Annotated in this window: 24 protein-coding genes and 1 tRNA gene; 14 read left to right on the top strand and 11 right to left on the bottom strand. The window is 65.2% G+C overall.

Annotated elements, in window-relative coordinates; translation table 11 throughout:
- Positions 1 to 20: 20 nt before the first annotated feature.
- Positions 21 to 1,628, bottom strand: a complete 1,608-nt coding sequence (locus tag BACI349Y_RS10210) for a phospholipase D family protein (protein WP_159632001.1) — start codon at positions 1,626 to 1,628, stop codon at positions 21 to 23.
- A gap of 181 nt (positions 1,629 to 1,809) precedes the next feature.
- On the opposite strand from BACI349Y_RS10210, the gene BACI349Y_RS10205 reads away from it, so the two are divergent.
- A complete protein-coding gene (locus tag BACI349Y_RS10205) occupies positions 1,810 to 2,271 on the top strand; it encodes a GatB/YqeY domain-containing protein (protein WP_159632000.1) in 462 nt (153 codons plus the stop codon).
- A gap of 204 nt (positions 2,272 to 2,475) precedes the next feature.
- Positions 2,476 to 2,820 carry a hypothetical protein gene (locus BACI349Y_RS10200; protein ID WP_159635507.1) on the top strand — a complete coding sequence of 115 codons (345 nt, stop codon included), beginning with the start codon at positions 2,476 to 2,478 and terminating at the stop codon, positions 2,818 to 2,820.
- 40 nt (positions 2,821 to 2,860) lie between these two features.
- On the opposite strand, the gene BACI349Y_RS10195 is transcribed toward BACI349Y_RS10200, so the two are convergent.
- The 7 genes from BACI349Y_RS10195 to BACI349Y_RS10165 all read right to left on the bottom strand — a co-directional run bounded on the left by BACI349Y_RS10195 (position 2,861) and on the right by BACI349Y_RS10165 (position 7,351).
- The gene (locus tag BACI349Y_RS10195; RefSeq protein WP_159631999.1) at positions 2,861 to 5,203 is read right to left on the bottom strand and encodes a hypothetical protein; all 2,343 of its coding nucleotides are present in this window, start codon (positions 5,201 to 5,203) and stop codon (positions 2,861 to 2,863) included.
- Between the two features lie 311 nt (positions 5,204 to 5,514).
- Positions 5,515 to 5,712, bottom strand: a complete 198-nt coding sequence (locus BACI349Y_RS10190) for a hypothetical protein (protein WP_159631998.1) — start codon at positions 5,710 to 5,712, stop codon at positions 5,515 to 5,517.
- On the bottom strand, positions 5,712 to 6,083 hold the full coding sequence (locus BACI349Y_RS10185) for a hypothetical protein (protein ID WP_159631997.1): 372 nt from the start codon (positions 6,081 to 6,083) through the stop codon (positions 5,712 to 5,714). The genes BACI349Y_RS10190 and BACI349Y_RS10185 overlap by 1 nt, the downstream gene beginning before the upstream one ends.
- A gap of 10 nt (positions 6,084 to 6,093) precedes the next feature.
- On the bottom strand, positions 6,094 to 6,561 hold the full coding sequence (locus BACI349Y_RS10180; RefSeq protein ID WP_159631996.1) for a hypothetical protein: 468 nt from the start codon (positions 6,559 to 6,561) through the stop codon (positions 6,094 to 6,096).
- Between the two features lie 2 nt (positions 6,562 to 6,563).
- Entirely contained in the window at positions 6,564 to 6,851 is a 288-nt protein-coding gene (locus BACI349Y_RS10175; protein ID WP_159631995.1) for a hypothetical protein, read from the bottom strand.
- Entirely contained in the window at positions 6,836 to 6,976 is a 141-nt protein-coding gene (locus tag BACI349Y_RS10170) for a hypothetical protein (RefSeq protein ID WP_159631994.1), read from the bottom strand. The genes BACI349Y_RS10175 and BACI349Y_RS10170 overlap by 16 nt, the downstream gene beginning before the upstream one ends.
- 292 nt (positions 6,977 to 7,268) lie before the next feature.
- Positions 7,269 to 7,351: transfer RNA gene (locus tag BACI349Y_RS10165), tRNA-Leu, on the bottom strand.
- A 170-nt stretch (positions 7,352 to 7,521) separates the two neighbouring features.
- Here BACI349Y_RS10165 and BACI349Y_RS10160 point away from each other — a divergent pair.
- Together BACI349Y_RS10160 and BACI349Y_RS10155 are read left to right on the top strand one after the other, a co-directional pair.
- A complete protein-coding gene (locus tag BACI349Y_RS10160) occupies positions 7,522 to 8,826 on the top strand; it encodes a M20/M25/M40 family metallo-hydrolase (protein ID WP_159631993.1) in 1,305 nt (434 codons plus the stop codon).
- A 12-nt stretch (positions 8,827 to 8,838) separates the two neighbouring features.
- A complete protein-coding gene (locus BACI349Y_RS10155) occupies positions 8,839 to 9,999 on the top strand; it encodes an acyl-CoA dehydrogenase family protein (protein WP_159631992.1) in 1,161 nt (386 codons plus the stop codon).
- A gap of 23 nt (positions 10,000 to 10,022) precedes the next feature.
- Here the strand turns inward: BACI349Y_RS10155 and BACI349Y_RS10150 are convergent, their stop codons facing one another.
- Positions 10,023 to 10,256: a DUF5703 family protein gene (locus BACI349Y_RS10150; RefSeq protein WP_018771130.1), complete on the bottom strand. Its 234-nt coding sequence runs from the start codon at positions 10,254 to 10,256 to the stop codon at positions 10,023 to 10,025.
- A 40-nt stretch (positions 10,257 to 10,296) separates the two neighbouring features.
- On the opposite strand from BACI349Y_RS10150, the gene BACI349Y_RS10145 reads away from it, so the two are divergent.
- A complete protein-coding gene (locus tag BACI349Y_RS10145; RefSeq protein ID WP_159631991.1) occupies positions 10,297 to 10,563 on the top strand; it encodes a hypothetical protein in 267 nt (88 codons plus the stop codon).
- 48 nt (positions 10,564 to 10,611) lie between these two features.
- On the opposite strand, the gene BACI349Y_RS10140 is transcribed toward BACI349Y_RS10145, so the two are convergent.
- Positions 10,612 to 11,547 (bottom strand): aldo/keto reductase, encoded by a 936-nt coding sequence (locus BACI349Y_RS10140; protein WP_159631990.1) that lies wholly within the window; start codon positions 11,545 to 11,547, stop codon positions 10,612 to 10,614.
- A 51-nt stretch (positions 11,548 to 11,598) separates the two neighbouring features.
- Here BACI349Y_RS10140 and BACI349Y_RS10135 point away from each other — a divergent pair, with 51 nt between their 5' ends.
- Together BACI349Y_RS10135 and mshC are read left to right on the top strand one after the other, a co-directional pair.
- Complete coding sequence (locus BACI349Y_RS10135) at positions 11,599 to 12,432, top strand: undecaprenyl-diphosphate phosphatase (RefSeq protein ID WP_159631989.1); 834 nt, start codon at positions 11,599 to 11,601, stop codon at positions 12,430 to 12,432.
- Positions 12,433 to 12,447: 15 nt separating this feature from the next.
- Positions 12,448 to 13,725 (top strand): cysteine--1-D-myo-inosityl 2-amino-2-deoxy-alpha-D-glucopyranoside ligase, encoded by a 1,278-nt coding sequence (mshC, locus tag BACI349Y_RS10130; RefSeq protein ID WP_159631988.1) that lies wholly within the window; start codon positions 12,448 to 12,450, stop codon positions 13,723 to 13,725.
- Positions 13,726 to 13,814: 89 nt separating this feature from the next.
- Here the strand turns inward: mshC and BACI349Y_RS10125 are convergent, their stop codons facing one another.
- Positions 13,815 to 14,720, bottom strand: a complete 906-nt coding sequence (locus BACI349Y_RS10125) for a PAC2 family protein (RefSeq protein WP_159631987.1) — start codon at positions 14,718 to 14,720, stop codon at positions 13,815 to 13,817.
- Between the two features lie 199 nt (positions 14,721 to 14,919).
- On the opposite strand from BACI349Y_RS10125, the gene BACI349Y_RS10120 reads away from it, so the two are divergent.
- The 7 genes from BACI349Y_RS10120 to prcB all read left to right on the top strand — a co-directional run.
- On the top strand, positions 14,920 to 15,603 hold the full coding sequence (locus tag BACI349Y_RS10120) for an HAD family hydrolase (RefSeq protein WP_236561013.1): 684 nt from the start codon (positions 14,920 to 14,922) through the stop codon (positions 15,601 to 15,603).
- Positions 15,596 to 16,786, top strand: a complete 1,191-nt coding sequence (locus tag BACI349Y_RS10115; RefSeq protein WP_159631985.1) for a site-2 protease family protein — start codon at positions 15,596 to 15,598, stop codon at positions 16,784 to 16,786. The genes BACI349Y_RS10120 and BACI349Y_RS10115 overlap by 8 nt, the downstream gene beginning before the upstream one ends.
- A 95-nt stretch (positions 16,787 to 16,881) precedes the next feature.
- Complete coding sequence (locus BACI349Y_RS10110) at positions 16,882 to 17,946, top strand: tRNA (adenine-N1)-methyltransferase (RefSeq protein WP_159631984.1); 1,065 nt, start codon at positions 16,882 to 16,884, stop codon at positions 17,944 to 17,946.
- An 82-nt stretch (positions 17,947 to 18,028) separates the two neighbouring features.
- Positions 18,029 to 19,780, top strand: coding sequence for a proteasome ATPase (arc, locus tag BACI349Y_RS10105; protein WP_159631983.1), 1,752 nt, complete (start codon positions 18,029 to 18,031; stop codon positions 19,778 to 19,780).
- Between the two features lie 50 nt (positions 19,781 to 19,830).
- Positions 19,831 to 21,450 (top strand): depupylase/deamidase Dop, encoded by a 1,620-nt coding sequence (gene dop / locus BACI349Y_RS10100; RefSeq protein ID WP_159635504.1) that lies wholly within the window; start codon positions 19,831 to 19,833, stop codon positions 21,448 to 21,450.
- Between the two features lie 84 nt (positions 21,451 to 21,534).
- Positions 21,535 to 21,738, top strand: coding sequence for a ubiquitin-like protein Pup (locus BACI349Y_RS10095; RefSeq protein ID WP_015937113.1), 204 nt, complete (start codon positions 21,535 to 21,537; stop codon positions 21,736 to 21,738).
- 79 nt (positions 21,739 to 21,817) lie between these two features.
- Positions 21,818 to 22,473: proteasome subunit beta (gene prcB / locus BACI349Y_RS10090; protein ID WP_159635501.1), on the top strand; the 656-nt coding region annotated here is incomplete at its 3' end.

Below are 22,473 nucleotides of genomic sequence, written 5' to 3'. Positions count from 1 at the left end.
ATTGATTTATTCCCGCCTTCCTAGAACCGGCTCGTGCCACGCAGCGGGCGCGGCCGGCCATCCGGGTCCACAATGAACCGGTAGATGGGCTCGGCCCACAGTTGGTGGAACGGCGGGACGGGCTGGGGTGTGTGGTGACGCACCTGCCCGGCCGGGCGGGGTGTGGAACGGCCGGTGCGGTGCCACTGGTCCAGGCCATCGGCCGCGCTGTTCCACAGCTCCAGTTCGCCCCCGTCCGCCAGGAGACGGGGGTCGTCCTGGTCAAGGCCCAGATGCTCGGCCCAGAGCTGGAGCCGCAGCTTCCCCGCGAGCGGGTGGGTCCCCATCCCGCCCTTGTTGTCACCGGGCGTCCGGCCGGCCGATGTGTCGATTACCGCACAGGTGAGCTCGCTGTCGGTTGTCCAGGACCGGCGGTTGAAGTTGTCCGACCCGCAGGTGAACCAGGTGTCGTCGATGATGCAGATCTTGGCGTGGACGTAGATCGGTGTCCCGTCGCTGTTCTCCAGGTCGAACACCCCCACCCGGTCCGGAGCGGCCCGGCGGAGCATGCCGATGGCACGCAGTTGCCCCAGGCGCCTGGGCGGTCCGCCAAGGAAACCGTCAGAGTCCGGGTACCGGGGCACCACGATGATGACCTTGAGGCTGTGGTTGCGCTTGAGGGCGTCTGCAATGCCGGCGGCGACTTCCGTTGACCACAGGTACTGGTCCTCGATGTAGATGAGTGAGCGGGCCTGAGCGAAGGCCTTTGCGTACGCCCTGGCTATGCTTCGTTCTCCATTGGGGGCGAACGGGAAGGGCGGGTGCTTTACACCGTAGGTGCGCAGCAGTTGGACGGCGTGAGGGCCGGCCGGTGGCGGGGGCGGAGCGGCCTCCGGCAACGGCTTGGGGTGCCTCGGCATGCGGGCCAGGCGCTGCAACAGCATCCGGTAAGGAGTTTTGCGGTCCAGCGGGTGGGGGTCGTTCCACCGTTCTGCGAACACTGCGAGCACATCGGCAACGATGGGGCCGCGCAGTTCAAGGGCGGCATCGTGCCAAGGAGGCCGCTGCCCGTAGCGGGAATCCATCTTCACTGCCTGCGGGTCTCCGGCATGGCCGGCATCATCGCGGCGGCTGTGTGAAAGGTCGATTCCCCCGACGAAGGCTACGTCGTGGGAGGGGTCGTCACGACGGCGGATGACCACCAGTTTCTGATGGTGGGAACCGAAGATCCGGACGCGCTGATCCAACAGCGCCTCCCCGCCGGCGTCGTTGATCTGGCGGCTGAGGAGCTCGTTTGAGCGTCCACTGATGGGGGCTGACACCCGTTCGCCGTGTGACCTCCAGACAAGGCCGCGTACTTCGACGCCGGACCGGGCCAGTTCCGCGAGCAACCCGCCAATCGTCGTACCACCCGGTTCCAACTGCTCATCACCGTCGCCGCGCCAGTCAGTGAACCATACCCGGTCTCCGGCCTTCAGGCCGGACAGTTCCGCGTGCAGCCTGGAGAAATAGGCAGCTCCATGCACCAGGGGCCTGACCAGGTTGCCTTCCGACCAGGGTGGAGATTCTGCACCGCCGGCATGGATCAAGGAGGCCGGGTTTCCGCGCTCGGCCCGGTTCAGGAACCACTTGCCAACCGTGCTGTCCACTCGGTGCTCCTTTCGGGGCCCGGGGGACCAGGCCGCTGCGGATTCCAAACTAGCCTATGGCCGCGCGCAAACTGTCTGTTCCCCGGGCGGGCCGAACAAGCCACGATGCGGCAGCAGTCCGGCCAGGTGGGAATAGGCTTGTCCCAGGCCGCTTCCACACCCCTGAAGAATGAGGCAGAACATGTCATTGAAGGAAAAGCTGAAGGGCGACGTCGTCGCCCACATGAAAGCCGGCAACAAGGTCGCCCTCACCACGGTGCGCAACGTCCTCGGTGAGATCGAAACGCGGGAGAAGTCAGGAAAGACTCCGGTTGAGCTCGATGACCTCCAGGTCACGGCGTTGCTGCAGAAAGAGGCCGCCAAGCGCCGTGACACGGCCGCCACCTATTCCGCCGCCGGGCACGACGACCGGGCACAGGCCGAGATCGCCGAGGCTGAGGTCATCGAGGCCTACCTGCCCAAGGCCTTGACCCGCGAGGAAGCTGAAGCCATCATCGACGGGGTCATCGCGGAATTGGGGGCCGGGGGCACCGCCCTGACAATGCGTTCCATGGGTACGGTCATGAAGTCCGTAACCCCCAAAATCGGCGGACGCTTCGACGGCAAAGCCGTCAGCGAGATCGTCAAGGAACGCCTGGCCTGACGACAGGGCGACGACGCAGTGCGGACCTGACGGATTTCCCGCGACCTGCATAATGAGGCCATGGGGTTCCGGGCTCACCGAGCCGATCAGTCGCGGAAAAGCGTGGCAGTGATGGCCACGGCGGGTGTGCTTGTGTCGTGTCTGTCGTCCGCCTGCGGCGGGTCGTGGCAAGGGGAGCCGCCCTGTTTGCCCCCAAGCTATGCCGTGACCCCGGCCGTCGCGAAACCGGGTGACGCCGTCACAGTCCACGCGGCCGACGTTGACTGCAATCCCCGGTACGGCCAGGACGCCCGGATTTACGTCTCGGTCACCGACTCCGCCGGCCACACCGTCGTCAGCACGACTGCCGCGATGAACGATGCCGGCGGGTTTTCTTACCAGTTCGACGTGCCGCTGGCGGCAGCGCCGGGGGAGGCCAGTGTTGAGGCCTACCCTTTCGGCGTGGATTGGTGTGACGATACCGGGACGAACAACCGTGTTCGCCATGCGGAAGGTTTCAGCCGGGCCTCGTGCGCTGCAAGGACGAGGCCGCTGACAATTACCCCCTAGCCGCCCAGTCCGCGCAGGGATCGCATCCCCGTGACGGGGTTCAGGAGGTGCCGTAATCGATCCTGGCCGTGCCGTCCTTGGGAACGGTGATCCGTCCGCCCTGGAAATCCTGGACGGTGCTGCCGTCTGCCGTCACGTAGTTATCCGTGGTCGGGTAACCAAGCCTGCCCCACTCGAAACCGGTCCCTGCCCAGGCGTCGCGGGTCTTGCCGACGGAGAGGCGAACTCCGGTGGCCGGGCTGGAGATCAGGGCGCTCTTCTGGAAGTTGATGAAGGAGCCACCGTCCTTCAGCCCGGTCACCCGGTTGGTTCCGGGAAACCCCAGGGTGGCTGGACCGTTCACAGCATCGAATGCGGCGCTGAACTCTGACGGCATGGAGAAGGCTCCGAGGGCTGCGGTCCAGTAGATGGATCCGCCCTGGTAGGTCTGTTTGACGCCACCGCTGACCGGTATTTCGTCACTCGTTGGGTAGCCGAGGAACCCGTTCTCGTAGCCGGCCTGGGCCCAGGCTCCGCGGGTGGCACCAATGGACTCGTGGGCGCCGGTGGCAGGGGACCAGAGGATGGAGCCGCTCTGGAAGTTCTGGTACAGCCCGCCGTTCTTGATGGCCACCTGGGGACTGACGGCAGCGCCGAGTGAGCGGCCCATTGCCTCATGCTTTGTGAAGATGGCCCCGGATACCGCGTAGGTTCCGACGTTGGGCACGAAGTAGATGACGCCGCCCTGGTAGTTCTGGGCAACAGCGCCTCCTGGCGTGCCGTACTCATCCGTGGTGGGGTAGCCGAGGACACCGTGCTCGAAGTTCTGTCCGGCCCAGACGTTGCGGATGGCTCCCACGGAGATGATGGCGCCGTTTGCCGGGGTCCACAGGATGGAGCCTCCCTGGTAGTTCTGGAAGGCACCTCCTTCCTTTAGGCCGGTGATCACATCGGTGGCCGGGTAGCCCAGGCTGCCCCACTCAAAACCCGTGGAGGCCCATTTGTCACGGATCGGGCCGGCGCTGACTGCGGCTCCGGACGCTGGGGAAAACATGATCGCCCCGCCCTGGAACCCCTGCCAGGAGCCGCCATTGCGGAGCCCGCGGAACTCATCGGTTGTTGGGTATCCCAAGAGGCCACCTTCAGCTCCCTGGGAGCGCCACTTGCCGTAGATGCCCGCTGTGACGGCGTGCGTTCCCGCAGCGGGTGAGGAGAAGATCGCGCCATTCTGGTACGCCTGGTAGGAGCCGCCGTCCTTCAGGCCGGTGATGACGTCACTGACGGGGTATCCCAAGGCGCCGTTTTCGAATCCGGTTTCTGCCCACTTGTCCCGGATTGGCCCGAAAGACGAAAGGTACGCGCCGCTGGCGGGGGAAAACATGATGACGCCGCCCTGGTACACCTGGTAGAGGCCACCGCCACGCAGGCCTCCAACTTCGTCGGTGACCGGGTAGCCGAGGGGGCCGTTTTCATAATCGAGGGAGGCCCACTTGCCGCGGGTGGCTCCCCACGAGAAATGGGCTCCGGAGAGGGGAGACCAGATGATGGCTCCTCCCTGGTAGTTCTGGAAGGCGCCACCGTCCCTCAGTCCACCCACCTCGTTGGAGACCGGGCTGCCAAGCTGGCCGGCCGGCCCTCCGCCCAGGCTGTATTTCTGTGTGATGGCGCCAAAGGGATCCGCTGAATACGGGGTGAAGATGTCATCGACTGCGCCCATGATGATTCGATCGCCGGGGCGGCTGCTGCGCAGGAACCTGTTGACCGTCTCAAGGCTGGTGGACAGGCAGCCGGCGGACGTGGTGCGGCCGGCGTGCAGGAAGATTGCGTAGGAGGCCCCCTGTACGGTATTCATGTCCGGCTGGCGGTTGTAGTTGATGACCGCCGCCTGTTCGTAATACCCCTGGTTCATGTAGGTGTAGAGGTTCTCGTCAGAGGGACCGCCGCTGCCTTCGAAGTACTGGTTGTAGGTAGGTCCGTACTCACCGCCCCAGCGGGAGTTTGTGTTGACCGTATGGTAGGCAAGGGCCGTGCCCGGGTTGGAGCGGCCCAATGCCTCGGTGACGCTGTACGAGCCGGTCGGTGACTTGAATGTGTCCTCCCAGGTCAGTCCCGGCGGAGCGAAGCCTTTTAGCCCCGCGTAGCCCCAGTCCTGCCATTCCTGGACATAGCCATTGCCGGAACGAACGCACCCGGTGATGGTGACGACGTTGGATTCACGGCCGGTGGCGGTAGCGAACGTTACCCGGTTAGCACCGAAGCTGTTGTACTTCACCTGTCCCGCAGACAGCCGCTGGCAGGGGTTGTTCTCCTGGGGTCCAGCCTGGGCACTGCCGGTGCCAAGGAAGGCACTGCCCGCGACTGCGATCACCGCCAAGGCGAGTGATAGTGGCCTGGTCCTCTTCACGGGTCCTTCTTCCTGGAAGGCGCAGCATGGCGCCTTGGTGACAAATAGTCCATGCCAGGACATAAAACCCGAGTTGACGTGGGACGATGCCGGATCTGGCGCGGCTGCCCCTAGGCTACCCGGCTAATTGCGCAACCCACGGCACCACGTGTGGACAAGCGCACGAGCGAGTCGGCCCGCGCTGTCCACCGTTGTGCTGATGAGGCAGGACATCAGGCTCGCTTTAGGCCATCTGCCTGGCGCTTGCGGCGCTCGCCGAATTGGCCCCGGGTGTGGACTACGGATGGCGACGAGCCTGTCGCTACCGGCGCCTAGGGCCAACCGCTGTAGGGATCGGCGTTGTAGTTCGTGGGCGGCGGGTCCTTGTACACCCGGCCTCGTTGGGACTGCGCATTGCCCCGGTGCCTGGGCGGCCGGGTACGCCAATGCTTGCGCTGCCAGTGGGCGTTCAGCAGCCGCAGCACCACCACGGCAAGAATGACGGCAAGGAAGCCGTAGAGGTACTCCATCAGTTCCCCTGTCCGTTCGTTTTTTCCCGTTCGCGCAGCCAGCGGCGGCGCTTCACGGCGGTCCTGAACGCGAATGCGGACATCACCAAGCCACCGGTCCCCACGCCAAGCCCCAGGAGGGCGGTGCTCAGTTCGCCGCCCTGCGCGACGACGAGAATCCCGACCGCCAGCATTCCCCCGCTGAGGAGGGCGGTGAAGACAGCAATGCCCGTGATCAGGGCTGGGCTCTGGACGGGTGTGGTGGCTGCCATTGACCATCCCTCGGGGACACCGCCGGGACCGTACTGTTCCTCGTACTGGCGCACGTTGAAGCTGCTCGGGTCGTAGGGCGTTCCGTCGGGCTTGCGGAATTGCTTGTCCTGGTTGAACACGGGTCGAATCCTACCGGGACGCGCCGGGCTGGTCGCCGCGGTTCTGGCCCAGCTCAAGGAGGTTGATGTCGACGCTGCCGCTCGAGCTTGGCTTCGGGGAACCTCGTAGCTTGCGCAACTGGGTGGCCAAGTACTCGTCCCTGGAAAGTCGGAACGTGTAAACGACTCCGAACGCGCCCATGAGGAGCGGCAACAGAATGCCCCATTCCCCGTGCCCCTGCAGCAAGGTCACGATGAGCATGACCAACGATCCGAGAAACAGCAGCCCCAGGACGGAGCAGACAATGGCCATGCCCCACCAGGTGCTGACCTGGGCCTGTCCGCCACCGGGCGTGAACCCGATCTCATCGGCCGGGTAGCTGTGCAGCTCGCCCGTGCTGGTCTTGCGGAGCACGCGCTTCTCACCGGCGGCGACCGCCCTCTTATGCTCGGCGTAGACGGCGTCCTCGCGCGCAAACCGTTCCCGGTCGTAAACCATTGTCAGGCTCGTTTCTCGTGGCTGGGCAGGTAGTCGGGTTCGCCCGGGAACGGGCGGGTGCTGAGCGGGAAGTTTTCCCGGCTGATCTCCAGGGTTCCTGGGTGCTCCTCGAACCAGCGCCGGGCCTGGTCGTCGGTGACACCGTGCGTTGGCTTGGGCAGGCCCCTGTCCTTGCGGCGCTTTCGGGCCTTGAGCTCACCCCGGAGGGTGTGGAGACTCAGCAGCCAGCCACCTGTGAACAGGGCCGTGCAGACGATGGACATGAGGAACCAGATCAGACCCATGCCCATGTGGCCCAGGTCAGGGACTCCTCATGCGTGTAGGCGTAGATGACCGTTTCCCTGCCCCACCCACCTGTGGCGTAGAAGTACTTGGGGACCTGACCATCCCTGGTGTTCCGGGTGCCGGCCATCATTCCCCCTGCTTCCGTCCCGAGGGCCCGCGTTAAGTGCGGGCTGCGAACTCTGACGCGTGCGGCCCACAGGGGCCGTCACCCCTGGCTTCCGGTGAGAAAGCATTTTGCTGCCGCCCACGTAGCTCCCACCCTAACGAAAACCAAGGCAAAACCATGGTGCTGGAGCCCTCCAGGTCGATGCTCCGCTCGTGTAGAGAATCAGGAACGGGGCCACGGTTGGATTCCGGTTGCGACGTGGTTGGAGACACAAAAAAGCCCCGGAACATCATTGATGTTCCGGGGCTTCCCATCGTGCGCGGAGGGGGACTTGAACCCCCACCCCCTTTCGAGGACTAGCACCTCAAGCTAGCGCGTCTGCCATTCCGCCACCCGCGCAGGTGGTATTTCGGGAAGCGTCTCCGCCTTTCAGCGTTTCGCGCCTCTCCGAAGCAGCGAGAAAAACTCTAACACGAACTTTCCGGGAACAACGAATCGGGCCAAGTAGGTAGGCTGAGGGCAGCGATTCAGCTCGTGCCAACCAGTCATTCCCTACCAAGGAGCCATCCATGCCTGACGTCCTGCCCGAGGATGAAGTTGTCCGGATCTGCCAGGAACTCATCCGGATCGACACTTCCAACTATGGCGACGGATCGGGGCCGGGGGAGCGGGCTGCGGCAGAGTATGCCGCCGGGCTCATCGAGGAAGTGGGGCTGGACGCCGAGATCTTCGAGTCGGCTCCCGGCCGTGCGAACGTTGTCACCAGGATGGCGGGGGAGGACCCCTCGGCCAGTGCCCTGGTGGTCCACGGCCACTTGGACGTCGTTCCAGCGCTCCGGGACCAGTGGTCCGTTGACCCGTTCGGGGCAGAACTGAAAGATGGCCTCATTTGGGGACGCGGCGCCGTCGACATGAAGGACATGGACGCAATGATCCTTTCGGTGCTGAGGAGTTTTGCCAGGGAGGGCCGGAAGCCCAAGCGGGACATCATCTTCGCTTTCTTCGCGGATGAGGAGGCCGGTGGCGTGTATGGCGCCCGCTACGCCGTCGACAACCGGCCCGAACTTTTCGAAGGCGCCACCGAAGCCATCTCCGAGGTGGGCGGCTTCTCGGCCACTATCGGCGGCCAGCGGACCTACCTGCTGCAGACCGCGGAAAAGGGCATCTCCTGGCTCCGCCTCGTTGCGCACGGACGTGCCGGCCACGGTTCGCAGATCAACACCGACAATGCCGTGACCCGCCTGGCCGCTGCCGTGACCAGGATTGGCGAATACAAGTGGCCCATCGAGCTCACTCCCACCACCCGGCAATTCCTTGACGGGGTGACTGAACTCACCGGAGTTGAGTTCGACGCCGACAACCCCGACCTGCTGCTCAACCAGTTGGGTACGGTGGCGCGGTTCGTCGGCGCGACCCTGCAGAACACCACGAATCCCACCCTCCTCAAAGGCGGCTACAAGCACAACGTCATTCCCGAGTCCGCCGAAGCACTGGTTGACTGCCGGACCCTCCCGGGCCAGGAACAGCAGGTCCTCGAAATCGTGCGCGACCTCGCCGGCAACGGCGTGGACGTCAGCTACGTCCACAACGACGTCTCGCTGGAGGTCCCGTTCGCCGGCAACCTGGTGGACTCGATGATCGACGCTCTCCACAAGGAGGACCCCGGCGCCAAGGTGCTGCCCTACACGCTCTCCGGCGGTACGGACAACAAGTCGCTCAGCCGCCTGGGCATCACCGGCTATGGATTTGCGCCCCTCATGCTGCCGGATGAGCTGGACTTCACCGGCATGTTCCACGGGGTGGACGAGCGCGTCCCGGCGGATTCCCTGAAGTTCGGTGCCCGGGTCCTGGACACCCTGCTCACCAACTACTAAGAGGAGTCCGCCGTGAGCCCAGAGGAACTGCTGCCGGATGAGCTCCTGGAGCGCATCCGCAGCCGCGCCGCCGGATATGACCGTAACAACGCCTTCTTCCACGAGGACCTGGAGGAGTTGGCAGCGGCAGGCTACTTGAAGCTTTTCGTACCAGCGTCCGACGGCGGCGCAGGGCTTGGGCTCGAAGCGGCGGCGCAGTGCCAGCGCAGGCTGGCAACGGCTGCCCCGGCCACCGCTTTGGCCGTCAACATGCACCTGGTCTGGACCGGCGTCGCGCACGTCCTGGCGGCGCGGGGCGACAACTCGCTCGATTTCGTCCTCAAGGAAGCTGCCCAGGGCGAGGTCTTCGCCTTTGGCAACTCGGAAGCCGGGAACGACTCGGTCCTCTTCGATTCACGGACCACCGCCACACCGGAACAGGATGGCGGCTATTCCTTCACCGGTACCAAGATTTTCACCAGCCTGTCGCCGGCCTGGACCCGTCTGGGCATCTTCGGGAAAGATGCTGCAGCCCGGGACGGCGCCGGGGAACTGGTCCACGGATTCATCACGCGGGAAACTTCCGGCTACCGGATCCTGGACGACTGGGACACCTTGGGCATGCGGGCCAGCCAGTCCGCCACCACGGTCCTGGAAGCCGTCAAAGCTCCAGCCGACCGCATCTTCCGCAAGCTGCCCGTCGGCCCCAACGCCGACCCCCTGATCTTCGCGATCTTCGCCTGCTTCGAGAGCCTCCTGGCCGCCGTCTACACAGGTCTCGGCGAACGCGCCCTGGCCGTGGGCGTGGAGAACGTGAAGCGGCGCACATCCTTCAAGAACGGCGGGCGAAGCTACGCCCAGGACCCCGACATCCGCTGGAAGGTGGCAGACGCCGCCATGGCCATGGACGTCCTATACCCGCAGCTCAGGACCGTCACCGCCGACGTCGACGCCCTGGCTGACCACGGAAGCCAGTGGTTTCCCAAACTGGTGGGACTGAAAGTGAACGCCACCGAAACCGCCCGTCGCGTGGTGGACCTGGCCATCCGGGTCAGCGGGGGATCAAGCTATTTCCGGGGCTCAGAACTGGAACGGCTTTACCGGGACGTGCTGGCCGGGATGTTCCACCCCTCCGACGACGAATCAGCCCACACCACCGTAGCCAACGCGTGGCTGGGACCGTTGGAAGACTAAACGGTCCGCTGGACCACACATTTCTAGACGGTCCGCTGGACCTGCATCACCCGGCGCCGCAGCCAAAAGCGCCTGCCGCCACCCACGTACAGCTTGCTGCGCTCCAGCTCCCACTTGCCGTATTCGGAGTGTTCAACGAGCCGGCGCCGAGCCTCCGGCAAGGAATCATCAGGGCTGACGGTCAGTACGAGGTACTCGTACTGCCGCAAATAATCCCGCTCCCGCTGGACCGAGCTGGTGAGAAATTGTTCCTTCATTTGCTCTCCATTTTCGTCCTTTTCCGGCTAACGTGAAGTCATGAGCATCGATCCGCGTGTCGCGCTTTCGTCCCTGACCACCGCTTTGGAAGAACACCTTATAGCAGCATCGAACCGCCGCGGGGACGGTGATCCCTCCGTTGAGGCAGCGTTTTTCGCAGTTGCCGATGCTTTCGAAGTTTACGAGGACGCTCTCTACGAGGCCTACAACGAAGTAACGCCCCTGCAGGTCTTTGACGACGAGGATGAAGAGGACGAAGAAACCGACGTGGACGAGGACGAAGACCTGGAAATCGTCGACGAATAGCAGGGCCGCCCGAACCGCCCCAGGTACAGGGAAGTTCCAGCGCGGAAGCTAGGACACTGCGGAAACATCCTCCAGCGCGCGTGCAATCTGCGGCGGCAGGGGCGCCAGCTGGGAATCGAGGATCTCCTTCAACTGCACCGGTGTCCGGGCGCCAACGATCGCCGTGGCAACTCCGTGCTGTGACAGCAGCCAGGCGAGCGAAACATCCTGCGGAGTCCGGCCCAGCCCGTTGGCAGCCATGCACACCGCATCCACGATCCGCGACGGCTTCTCCTCCAGATACGGCTCCACGTAGGCGGCTTCGCTGACCGAGGCGCCCCGGGAACCGGCGGGGATGCTGCCACGGTACTTCCCTGTGAGCACCCCCCGGCCCAGCGGAGCCCACGCCATCAGCCCCAGGCCGGCATCCTCAACGGCGGGGATCAGTTCCGCTTCCGCCCGCCGGTTAAGGAACGAGTATTCGGCCTGGATGGCCACCAGTGGCACACTGCTCGTGGCGGCGGCCTTGGCGGCCTGCCAGCCCCTGTAGTTTGAGATGCCCGCGTATCTGGCCCGGCCGGTGCGGACCGCAAATTCCAGTGCCGCCAGGGTTTCATCGAGGGGAACGTTGCCATCCCACGCTTCGGCGAACCACAGGTCCACATAGTCGGTGCCCAGCCTGGCCAGGCTTGCATCCAGCCCGGTGAGCATCGCATTGCGTGAGGCGTCCACCGCACGCCGGCCATCCGGCGTCGTCATCCCCGCTTTCGTGGAGATGGAAATCTCCGTGCGGGACACCACATCGCCCAGGAGTGAGCCAAGGATCGCCTCCGAGCCGCCGCCCGCGTAGGACGCCGACGTGTCCACGTGCCGGCCGCCGGCATCAAGGAAAGTGCGCAGCAGTTCCGAGGCGTCCTGTTCGTCGGTGTCGCCACCCCAGGACCGGGTGCCAAGGGAGAGGGCTGAAACTCGCAATCCACTGTTGCCGACGTAACGCTGCTGCATAGCAGCAAGCTTACGGCCAGGAGCGGCGCTGCCATGCCGTAGGGTCTTAGCGTGAACTGGTTTGAAGCGGCCCTGCTGGGCCTAGTGCAGGGACTGACCGAATTTCTACCGATTTCATCAAGCGCACACCTGCGGATCGTGGGCGAATTCCTCCCCAACGCAGAGGACCCGGGGGCAGCCTTCACGGCCATCACCCAGCTCGGCACGGAGACCGCCGTACTGATCTTCTTTTGGCGTGACATCGTCCGCATCGTCAAGGCCTGGGCCGGCTCCCTTACGGGCAAGGTGTCTCGACAGGACCCTGACGCCCGGATGGGCTGGCTGGTAATTCTGGGCAGCCTGCCCATCATCGTCCTGGGGCTCCTCTTCCAGGACCAGATCGAGTCCGTACTCCGCAGCATGTGGATCGTGGCCACCATGCTCATTGTCTTCGGCCTCATCCTTGCCGTGGCAGACGCAATCGGCGCCCAAAAGCGGGACCTTGCCCACCTGACCTACAAGCACGGCATGCTGTACGGCCTGGCGCAGGCCCTGGCCCTTATTCCCGGCGTCTCCCGCTCCGGCGGCACCATCACCGCGGGCCTGCTGATGGGCTACACCCGTGAGGCAGCGGCCCGGTACTCGTTCCTGCTCGCCATCCCCGCGGTCTTCGGCAGCGGGCTGTACCAGCTGTACAAGGTGGTTACCAAGGAAGGGATCTCCGGGCCCTTCGGCCTGCCGGAGACCGCGCTTGCCACCGTGATCGCCCTGCTAGTGGGTTACGTCATCATCGGCTGGTTCCTGAAGTTCGTGTCCACCCGCAGCTACCGGCTCTTTGTCTGGTACCGGATCTTCCTTGGACTCGCGCTGTACCTGCTCCTCGGTTTCGGCGTCATCAGCGCCTAGGACTAGGCTTGGCATGTGAAATCCTGGACTTCCCGCCCTGTGCCTGCCCTGCCCGGAAACATCCCCGCCATCCGGTTGTTCGATACCGCGGCGGGCCGAGAGGTGGCCCTGGAACGGGAGGCCAGGCCTTCCATGTATGTCTGCGGCATCACGCCCTATGACGCAACCCACATGGGGCACGCGGCCAGCTATGTCGCCTTTGACCTCCTGAACCGCGCCTGGCGCGATGCCGGCAGCGAGGTCTCCTACGTACAGAACGTCACTGACGTGGATGACCCCCTGCTGGAACGTGCCACCGCCACCGGCGTCGACTGGCGCGACCTCGCCGCGGAACAGGTGGAACTCTTCCAGACCGATATGGAGGCGCTGAACGTCCTGGCGCCGGACAACTACGTCGGCGCCGTCGAATCCATTGGCCTGATCGTCCCCGAAGTGGAACGCCTGGTCAGCATGGGGCTGGCATACAGGGTGGCCGGCACCAACGGCGAACCTGACGGGGATGTCTATTACGACGTCGAAGCCGCCGGCAAGCAGTCAACGGCACCTGATGCCTGGGCCCTGGGATCCATTTCCCACCTTGGCGAAAGCGCCATGCTGGAGCTCTTCGCCGAGCGCGGCGGGGATCCGGGCCGCGCCGGAAAGCGGCAGGCTCTTGACCCGTTGCTGTGGCGGGTGGAACGCGAGGGTGAGCCGAGCTGGCCCGGTGGAAGCCTGGGACCGGGACGGCCCGGCTGGCACATCGAGTGCACCGTGATCGCGCAGAAGTACCTGCCCGCACCCTTCACCGTGCAGGGCGGCGGATCGGACCTGATCTTCCCGCACCACGAAATGGGCGCCGGCCACGCTTACTCCCTGGCTGGGGTCCCCCTGGCCAAGCACTACGCCCACGCGGGCATGGTGGGCCTCGACGGCGAAAAGATGAGCAAGTCCAAGGGCAACCTGGTGCTGGTCTCCGGGCTCCGCGCAGCCGGCGAGGACCCGGCAGCAATACGGCTGGCGATCCTGGCCCACCACTACCGCTCCGATTGGTCCTGGACCGACGAAGGCTTCCAGGCCGCCAAGGCCGACCTTGCAGCGTGGCGGAAAGCCCTTGACCACGCTCCCGAGGGCTCGGGCCAGCAGCTGCTGGCCGAGATGCGGGAGGCGCTGGCAGCCGACCTGAATGCGCCGGCAGCGGTTGCCGCGGTCTCGCGTTGGGCACGGAACGCGAACGACGCCGGTGCTGCCGCCAGCCCCGCTGACGCGGCCCTGGTAAAGGACGCGGTGGACGCCCTCCTGGGCATCCGGCTCTAACGCGTCCGCACATTACGGCAGACGGGAAGGGCCCGGCCGCGATTGCTCCCGGCCGGGCCCTTCCCGTTAGGCAAGTCAGTGCGTCAACGTCAGGGGCGGTCCTGGCCCCGCCGCTTCAGGTACCGCTCAAATTCACGGGCAATGGACTCGCCACTCGCTTCAGGGAGGTCGGCAGTGTCCTTCGCTTCCTCCAACTGCCGCACGTAGGCAGCAATCTCCGGGTCCTCGGTAGCGAGTTCGTCCACGCCGCGCTCCCAGGCATCCGCTTCCTCGGCCAGCTCGTGGGTGTCCAGCGGCACCTGCAGCAACTCCTCGATGCGGTGCAGGAGGGCAAGCTGCGCCTTGGGGGAGGGCGCCTGGGCCACATAGTGCGGTACGGCCGCCCACAACGACACAGTAGGGAGTCCCGCCAGGAGTGCCACCTCGGACAGGACACCCACAATCCCCACCGGGCCCTCATACTGCGACGCTTCGAGGTTCATGCGCTCCCGGAGCGGAGCGTCATCCGAGGACGTGCTCACCGGAATCGGGCGGCTGTGCGGAACATCCGCCAGCAGCGCGCCCACCAGCACCACATAGTCGACATTCAGCGCCTCGGCATGGACCAGCAGCTCCGCCGTATAGGCCCGCCATTTATAGGACGGCTCCGTCCCCTGCACAAAGATGACGTCCACATTGGAGTTCGGTGCACTGGCCTTGTAGATCCGGGTGGAAGGCCATTTGATCTTCCGCTCACCGGCAGCATTCCTGCGCACCGTGGGCCGCGTGAACTGAAAGTCGTAGTACTCGTCTGCATCAATGGAAGCGACCTTCTTGCCGCCCCACAGTTTGTTCAGGTAGCGCAGCGAATCGCTGGCTGCTTCTCCGGCATCGTTCCACCCCTCAAAGGCGGCAAGCATCACAGTTACGCGCTGTCCGTCAGCCACTGGCTGCAGGAACCGTTCCCGCTCGGGTCCGGCACCCTGTTCGGCGGTGTCTCCCTCGAAGCTATTCATTTCTTCACCCTACGTCCAAGGTGCTTGCCCGCGCATGGAATGAAGCGCCGCAAATCCCCTGAAACCCGTCCACAGCAGGCCCGGTCCATGGCATATTCGCCAAGGGCGTAGCCCACAGCCTCCGCCCAGCCACGCACCGTAGACTGGCGTTATGCCATTTCCTGCCGCCAGTTCCCCGCTCAAAGCCGTCCTGTGGGACATGGACGGGACCATCGTGGACACCGAGCCATACTGGATTGCCGCGGAGCACGCGCTGGTGGAGGCGCACGGGGGAACATGGAGCCATGACCAGGCAATGCAGCTGGTTGGCCAGTCACTGACATTCTCCGCGGGCCTGCTCCAGCGGGCCGGCGTCGAACTGGAAATCCGCGAAATCATCGACACCCTGACTGCGCAGGTCATCAGCAGCGTCCAGCAGGAAGTGCCGTGGCGTCCTGGCGCCCGCGAACTCCTTGAGGAACTGCACGTTGCCGGCGTGCGCTGCGCCCTGGTCACCATGTCCGAGGGCCCACTGGCCCGCGAAGTGGTGGCGAACCTTCCCCGGCCGTACTTCGACGTCGTAGTCACCGGTGACACCGTGAGCCAGGGCAAGCCGCACCCGGAGGCGTACCTGACCGCCGTCGAGCTCCTGCAGGAGAACGATCCCGACCTCGGAATCCACCACTGCGTAGCCCTCGAAGACTCCGTACCCGGCGTGGCTGCGGCCGTAGCCTCCGGCGTCGCCACGGTTGCCGTGCCTCATATTGTCCCGCTGCCTGAGCACCACAGCTACGAGCTCTGGGACACCCTTTCGGGCCGCAGCCTCACCGAACTGGAGGCCTTGCTTCCGCGGGCCGGCGCCGCGGGCGCTCCCGCGGCTTCCACCGGTGACGCCCGTGGCTGAACCGGATGCCCGGCAAAGCGCCAAATCCGACAGCCCGGCGCGGCGTGAAGGCATTCCGCTGGGCCGCATCGCCGGCGTGCCTATTGTCCTCGCGTACTCGTGGTTCGTGATCGCGGCCTTCACGGTAATCGTCTATGGGCCGGTTCTGGCGCGGAACAACCCCATGCTGGGCGTGAGCGCCTACCTCGTGGCCTTTGCCTACGCCGTCCTGCTCCTCATCTCTGTCCTCGTCCACGAGCTCGCCCACGCCCTGACGGCGAAAATCTACGGCTGGCCGACCCAAAAGATCGTCCTGAACCTTTGGGGCGGCCACACCCAGTTCGAAAGCTTCACCTCTTCACCGGGACGGTCTGTGCTGGTTGCGCTGGCCGGGCCGGCCGCCAACTTCGTCCTGGCCGGCGGAGCCTGGCTGCTGCTCGGCACGAACAGCCTGGGAAGCGTCGCCGAAATCCTCACGAACATCTTCATGTGGGCCAACTTCCTCATCGGTGTCTTCAACGTTCTGCCCGGCCTGCCGCTGGATGGCGGCCGGCTGGTCGAATCCATCGTCTGGAAGGCCACCGGCAGCCAGGCAAAGGGAACCGTCGCGGCCGGCTGGGGCGGCCGGATCATCGTCCTCGCCATTGCCTACTGGTTCCTCCTGCGTCCGTTCCTCGCCGGTGACCAGCCGGACTTCAGCCTCCTCATGATCACCATCCTGGTGGGCGGGTTCCTGTGGATGGGCGCGTCGGCGTCCATCCAGCAGGGCACGCTGCGCGGCCGGCTGCCGCTGGTCAGCGCCGCAGCCCTGGCGACGCCGGCTGCCGGCGTTCCTTCCACCGGCACGGTCCGGGACGCCCTCCGCCTGGGCGCAGCGGGAACAAAGTCCGTGGTGGTCTGCGGACCGGACGGACGGCCGCAGGGCGTGGTGGACCCGGGAGCCCTCGCATCCGTACCCGGCGCTGCGGCGGATACCACGCCCGTCACCGCCATTTCGTTCCCCCTGGCTGCCGGAGCCTACATTCCGGAATGGTCCAAAGGGCAGGAGCTGATCCAGTTCCTTTCCCAGCTTGAGGGACGCCATTACGCTGTTGTGGACCACAACGGAACGGTCACCGGGCTGCTGACGCAGGAGGCTGTCCTCGCAGCCATCACCGGAAAGCGCCCCCGCAACGATAGGCACCCGCAGGGCCAGACCCGGTAGAGTTACCTGCCGGTCGTGCATTGCCGCGGAAGCCCAGCGTCCCCAGGGACCATCAGGGCCGCGGCACAACAGGTTTACAGGAGCGAGGAAGAATCATGAGCAGCGAAACTGCCGTCAACGACGCCAAGGGAGCAGCGCAAGCCGGTGCTGCCGCCAGCGGCTCGCAGCCGGTGGGCGCTGCCCGTCGCCGGGGCCCTTTCCGGGAGGGCGAACGCGTCCAGCTGACGGACGAACGCGGCCGCATGAACACCATCACGCTGGAACGCGGGGGTGCCTTCCACACCCACCGCGGTTTCCTGAACCACGACGAAATCATCGGCAAGGTTGACGGCTCGGTCGTGGTGAACAACGTGGGCCAGCAGTACCAGACCCTCCGGCCCCTGCTGTCTGATTTCGTGCTCTCCATGCCGCGCGGTGCCGCCGTCGTCTATCCCAAGGACGCCGGCCAGATTGTCACCATGGCGGACATCTTCCCCGGCGCACGCGTAGTTGAAGCAGGCGTGGGCTCCGGCGCCCTGTCCATTTCGCTGCTCCGCGCGGTGGGGGACAACGGCTACCTGCACTCCTTTGAGCGGCGTGAAGAGTTCGCTGACATCGCCCGCGGCAACGTTGAAACCATCTTCGGCGGCCCGCACCCCGCCTGGCAGATTTCCCTCGGCGACTTCCAGGAGGAAGTGGTCAAGGCCGAGGAACCGGGCTCCGTGGACCGCGTCGTCCTGGACATGCTGGCACCCTGGGAGTGCCTCGACGCCGTCGCCACGGTGCTTGCCCCCGGCGGCGTGTGGATCAACTACGTCGCCACGGTCACCCAGCTCTCACGTACCGCGGAAGCCATCCGGGCCGACGGCCGTTTCACCGAGCCCGACGCCTGGGAGTCGATGGTCCGCGGCTGGCACCTTGAAGGACTCGCCGTGCGCCCGGACCACCGCATGGTGGCCCACACGGGATTCCTGCTGGTCACCCGGCGGCTCGCAGACGGCGTCACCGGCATCTCGGTCAAGCGCCGCCCGTCAAAGACCGAGTTCAACGAAGAGGACGTCAACGCCTGGACTCCCGGTGCGGTAGGGGAGCGGGCTGTGTCGGACAAGAAACTCCGGCGCGCCGCCCGGGACGCCATCGCCGGGACCAACGTGGTGGACAACCCCGAGGTTACGAACTAGTCCACATTTCGGGAGTCTCCATCCCTACCCGCCCTCTTGGGACTAATGTCTTAAGAGAAGCGCAGGAAGGGGCTGATACATCATGGAGACACCAAACCAGGACTCCGGACGTACACCGGCAGAGCAGTCTGCCGCCAACGACCTCTCGGTTGCTGACCGCCAGGTCAACATACTTCGGGACAAGCTCAGGCACATCGACCGCCAGTTGGCAGCGGCAACGCAGAACAACTCCAAGCTGGTCAGCATGCTCGAAACTGCGAAGGCAGAGATCCTCCGGCTGAAAAATGCCCTGGACCAGGAAGGGCAGCCGCCCTACAGCTTCGGCACCATCCTCCAGATCAACCCGAAACGGCAGCCGGCTCCGGGCAACAGCGGCCAGGCCGCCACGGAGGAGTCGGTGGACATCTTCAACGCGGGCCGGAAGATGCGCGTGGGCATCAGCCCGCTGGTGAACATCAACCAGCTTTCCGTGGGCCAGGAAGTGCTGCTGAACGAAGCCCTCCTGATCGTCGCGGGCCTGGGCTACGAACGCGCCGGTGAACTGGCCACCCTGAAGGAAATGCTGGGGCGTGACCGCGCCCTGGTGGTGGGCCGCGCGGACGAAGAACGCGTGGTGCGGCTTTCCGGTGCACTCCTGTCCGAGAAGCTCCGGGTTGGCGATGCCCTGTCCGTGGATTCACGGACCGGATACGCGCTGGAGAAGGTGCCCCGCTCAGAGGTGGAAAACCTGGTCCTTGAGGAAGTTCCGGACATTACCTACGAGGACATCGGTGGCCTCGGCCCCCAGATCGAGCAGATCCGCGACGCCGTGGAACTTCCGTTCCTGCACCCGGACCTTTACCGGGAGCATGGCCTCAAAGCCCCCAAGGGCATCCTCCTGTACGGCCCTCCGGGCTGCGGCAAGACGCTCATTGCCAAGGCCGTTGCCAACTCCCTCGCTGCCCGCGCCGCCGAGCGCTCCGGGAACGTGGACCTCAAGAGCTACTTCCTGAACATCAAAGGGCCCGAACTCCTGGACAAGTACGTTGGTGAAACCGAGCGTCACATCCGCCTGATCTTCTCCCGCGCCCGGGAAAAGGCCTCCGACGGCAGCCCCGTGGTGGTCTTCTTCGATGAAATGGACTCGCTGTTCCGCACCCGCGGCACCGGCATCTCGTCCGACGTCGAAACCACCATCGTGCCCCAGCTCCTCAGTGAGATTGACGGTGTGGAACGCCTGGACAACGTGATCGTCATCGGCGCGTCCAACCGCGAGGACATGATCGACCCCGCAATCCTCCGTCCGGGACGGCTGGACGTGAAGGTCAAGATCCAGCGGCCTGACGCGGAGGCAGCGGCCGATATTTTCAACAAATACATCACGCCGGACCTGCCGTTCCACGAATCGGACCTCGCCGAACACAACGGTGACGTCCAGGCCACCGTTGACGCCATGGTCCAGCGCACCGTGGAAGCCATGTACTCCACGGACAAGTCCAATGAGTTCCTGGAGGTCACCTACGCCAACGGTGACACCGAGATGCTGTACTTCAAGGACTTCAACTCCGGCGCCGTGGTGCAGAACGTGGTGGACCGGGCCAAGAAGTACGCCATCAAGGACCTGCTGACCTCGCACCAGAAGGGGCTCCGGATCGAGCACCTGCTGCGGGCGGTGGTGGACGAGTTCCGTGAGCATGAAGACATGCCCAACACCACCAACCCTGACGACTGGGCACGCATCTCCGGTAAGAAGGGTGAACGGATCACCTATATCCGGACCATTGTGCAGGGCAAAGCCGGCCAGGAGCCCGGCAAGTCCATCGAAACCATGCCCACCACAGGACAGTATCTGTGACGGTTTCACACGGATCCGCCGGCGGGGAAGCCCTCCCCGCCGGCGGGGCCATGCGGGTCATGGGAGCCGAAACCGAATACGGTATCCACGCTCCGTCCGCCCCTTCCGCCAACGCCACGATGATGAGCGCCCGCGTGGTCCAGGCCTACGCCCAGGTCACCCGCCAGCGGGCGGCCGGCGGAGCGGAGACCCGGTGGGACTACACGGATGAAGAGCCGCTGCACGATGCCCGGGGGTGGACCGTGGACCGTGGTGCCGCCCATCCCAGCCAACTGACCGACCAGCCGCCGGTGCTCGACGCTGAGGCGGTGGCCCTGGCATACGGCCGCGAGGAGTTGGAGCTCGACGGGCAGGATGAATCGGGGACCCTCCTGATGAACATGGTCCTCGGCAATGGGGCCCGGCTGTATGTCGACCACGCCCATCCCGAGTACTCCAGCCCGGAGGTCACCAATCCCCGTGACGCCGTGGCCTGGGACGCTGCCGGCGATCTGGTGGGTCTCGCCGCCGTTCGCCGGCTGGCCGCGGATCCGGCGCTGCCGCCGGTCAACCTTTACAAAAACAACACGGACAACAAGTCCGTGTCGTACGGTTCGCACGAGAACTACCTGATGCCCAGGTCAGTACCGTTCGGAGACATCGTGCGGGGGCTGACACCGTTCTTCGTCAGCCGGCAGGTGGTGTGCGGGGCCGGCCGGTTGGGAATAGGCCAGGACAGCTCCACCCCGGGCTTCCAGATCAGTCAGCGGGCCGACTTCTTTGAGGCCGAGGTGGGCCTGGAAACCACCATCCGCAGGCCCATCATCAACACCAGGGACGAGCCCCACGCCACAGCCGACAAATACCGGCGCCTGCACGTGATCATCGGGGACGCCAACCTCAGCCAGGTGTCCAATTACCTCAAATTCGGCACTACCGCCCTGGTCCTCAGCCTCATCGAGGCCGGCCTCGCTCCCAAGATCGAGGTCTACGAGCCCGTCGCAGCACTCAAGACGGTAAGCCACGACACCTCATTGACCGCCAGGCTTCGCCTGCTGGACGGCAGGCGCGTGACGGCCCTGGACCTTCAGTGGATGTACCACGAGGCCGCAGCGAAGCTCGCCCAGGACACCGGAGTGGGTGACGCCGTGGACGGCGACGGCCATACCCATGAGGTCCTGGAACGGTGGGCGTCGGTTCTGACCCAGCTCGACAGTGACAGGGCTGCCGCCGCCACCTCCGTGGAGTGGCTGGCCAAACTTTCCCTGCTGGACGGCTACCGCCAGCGCGACGGACTGGAGTGGAGCGACGCCCGGCTGGGCCTGGTTGACCTCCAGTGGGCCGACATCAGGCCCGAGAAGGGCCTCTACTACCGGCTCCTGTCCCGGAACCGGATGCAGCGCGTCGTTGATGATTCCGCCATTGCCGCTGCCGTCGCGGAGCCTCCGGCCGATACCCGGGCGTTCTTCCGGGGAAAGTGCATCAGCAGCTTTGGCAAGGACGTTGTAGGCGCCAGCTGGGACTCGGTGATCTTCGACGTGCCCGGCTACGGGAGGCTCCAGCGCGTGCCCACCAGGGAGCCACTGAGGGGAACCAAAGCACTGACCGGAGCGTTGTTCGAACGCTACCGGGAAGCGGGACCGTTCCTCGGCGAACTGCTGGGACACAACAGCACTCCGCCTGCGGCGTAAACCGCGCCGGAACGCCCGTCCCGTGGCAGGATGGGCATATCGGAGGATCCGCCGGATCCACCGACGGAAGAAGGAGGGAAACCAATGGCAGGCCAGGAGCAGCAGCAGCCGCAGTCACGGGACAGCCAGGTCGACGAAGACATCCCCGAGGCACCCCCGGCACCGCCCGAGGCACAGGCATCGGCATCGACCGAAGGCGTGGACGACCTTCTCGACGAGATCGACGGCGTCCTGGAATCCAACGCCGAGGAGTTCGTCCGGGCATTCGTCCAAAAGGGCGGCCAATAACCCGGACGGCTGGGTGGCGGAAGCCGCGGACGGCCGGGATCTGTACCGACGTTGAAGTACCACGTTCAAGGAGTGATGAGTGCAGGAATCAACCGCCAACCAGGTAGCCGCCAACGCCACCTCGTCCTTTACCGAGCACCTGCAGCGGGACCGGCCTGAGCTACTGCCTTTCAGCCGGTCCCTCCAGGGTGGTGCGTCGGTGGCTGCCCCGGTTCAGGTTCCCCATGCCACCACCATCGTTGCCATGAGCTACGGCGGCGGCGTCCTGATGGCGGGCGACCGGCGGGCAACCATGGGGAACGTCATTGCGAGCAGGCACATCGAGAAGGTCTTCCCGGCTGACCACTTCTCCGTCCTCGGCATTGCCGGAACAGCCGGCATAGCAATTGACCTGACCCGGCTTTTCCAGGTTGAACTTGAGCACTACGAAAAGATAGAAGGAACCCAGCTCAGCCTTGAAGGCAAGGCAAACCGGCTGGGTGCCATGATCAGGGGCAACCTTCCCTTGGCCCTGCAGGGCCTGGCAGTGGTGCCCCTGTTCGCCGGTTTCGACACCAGCGCAGGCGTCGGCCGGCTGTTTTCCTATGACGTCACCGGCGGCAGGTACGAGGAACACGAACACCACACCGTCGGCTCCGGCTCCGTCTTCGCGCGCGGTGCGCTGAAGAAGCTTTGGCGGCCCAATCTCACGGCCGAGCAGGCCCTTTCCGTTGCGGTCGAATCGCTGTATGACGC

Origin of the sequence: Arthrobacter sp. 8AJ (assembly GCF_902506025.1) — a bacterium.
Lineage (GTDB): Bacteria > Actinomycetota > Actinomycetes > Actinomycetales > Micrococcaceae > Arthrobacter.
This window is presented reverse-complemented; position numbering and strand designations above follow the sequence as displayed.

Excerpts from the sequence above, each read along its gene's own strand:
- BACI349Y_RS10205 (WP_159632000.1), top strand. The coding sequence starts at position 1,810 with ATGTCATTGAAGGAAAAGCTGAAGGGCGACGTCGTCGCCCACATGAAA.
- BACI349Y_RS10190 (WP_159631998.1), bottom strand. The coding sequence starts at position 5,712 with ATGGAGTACCTCTACGGCTTCCTTGCCGTCATTCTTGCCGTGGTGGTG.
- BACI349Y_RS10180 (WP_159631996.1), bottom strand. The coding sequence starts at position 6,561 with ATGGTTTACGACCGGGAACGGTTTGCGCGCGAGGACGCCGTCTACGCC.
- BACI349Y_RS10175 (WP_159631995.1), bottom strand. The coding sequence starts at position 6,851 with ATGGGCATGGGTCTGATCTGGTTCCTCATGTCCATCGTCTGCACGGCC.
- BACI349Y_RS10170 (WP_159631994.1), bottom strand. The coding sequence starts at position 6,976 with ATGATGGCCGGCACCCGGAACACCAGGGATGGTCAGGTCCCCAAGTAC.
- BACI349Y_RS10160 (WP_159631993.1), top strand. The coding sequence starts at position 7,522 with ATGCCTGACGTCCTGCCCGAGGATGAAGTTGTCCGGATCTGCCAGGAA.
- BACI349Y_RS10150 (WP_018771130.1), bottom strand. The coding sequence starts at position 10,256 with ATGAAGGAACAATTTCTCACCAGCTCGGTCCAGCGGGAGCGGGATTAT.
- BACI349Y_RS10145 (WP_159631991.1), top strand. The coding sequence starts at position 10,297 with ATGAGCATCGATCCGCGTGTCGCGCTTTCGTCCCTGACCACCGCTTTG.
- BACI349Y_RS10140 (WP_159631990.1), bottom strand. The coding sequence starts at position 11,547 with ATGCAGCAGCGTTACGTCGGCAACAGTGGATTGCGAGTTTCAGCCCTC.
- BACI349Y_RS10125 (WP_159631987.1), bottom strand. The coding sequence starts at position 14,720 with ATGAATAGCTTCGAGGGAGACACCGCCGAACAGGGTGCCGGACCCGAG.
- BACI349Y_RS10120 (WP_236561013.1), top strand. The coding sequence starts at position 14,920 with ATGGACGGGACCATCGTGGACACCGAGCCATACTGGATTGCCGCGGAG.
- BACI349Y_RS10110 (WP_159631984.1), top strand. The coding sequence starts at position 16,882 with ATGAGCAGCGAAACTGCCGTCAACGACGCCAAGGGAGCAGCGCAAGCC.
- arc (WP_159631983.1), top strand. The coding sequence starts at position 18,029 with ATGGAGACACCAAACCAGGACTCCGGACGTACACCGGCAGAGCAGTCT.
- dop (WP_159635504.1), top strand. The coding sequence starts at position 19,831 with ATGCGGGTCATGGGAGCCGAAACCGAATACGGTATCCACGCTCCGTCC.
- BACI349Y_RS10095 (WP_015937113.1), top strand. The coding sequence starts at position 21,535 with ATGGCAGGCCAGGAGCAGCAGCAGCCGCAGTCACGGGACAGCCAGGTC.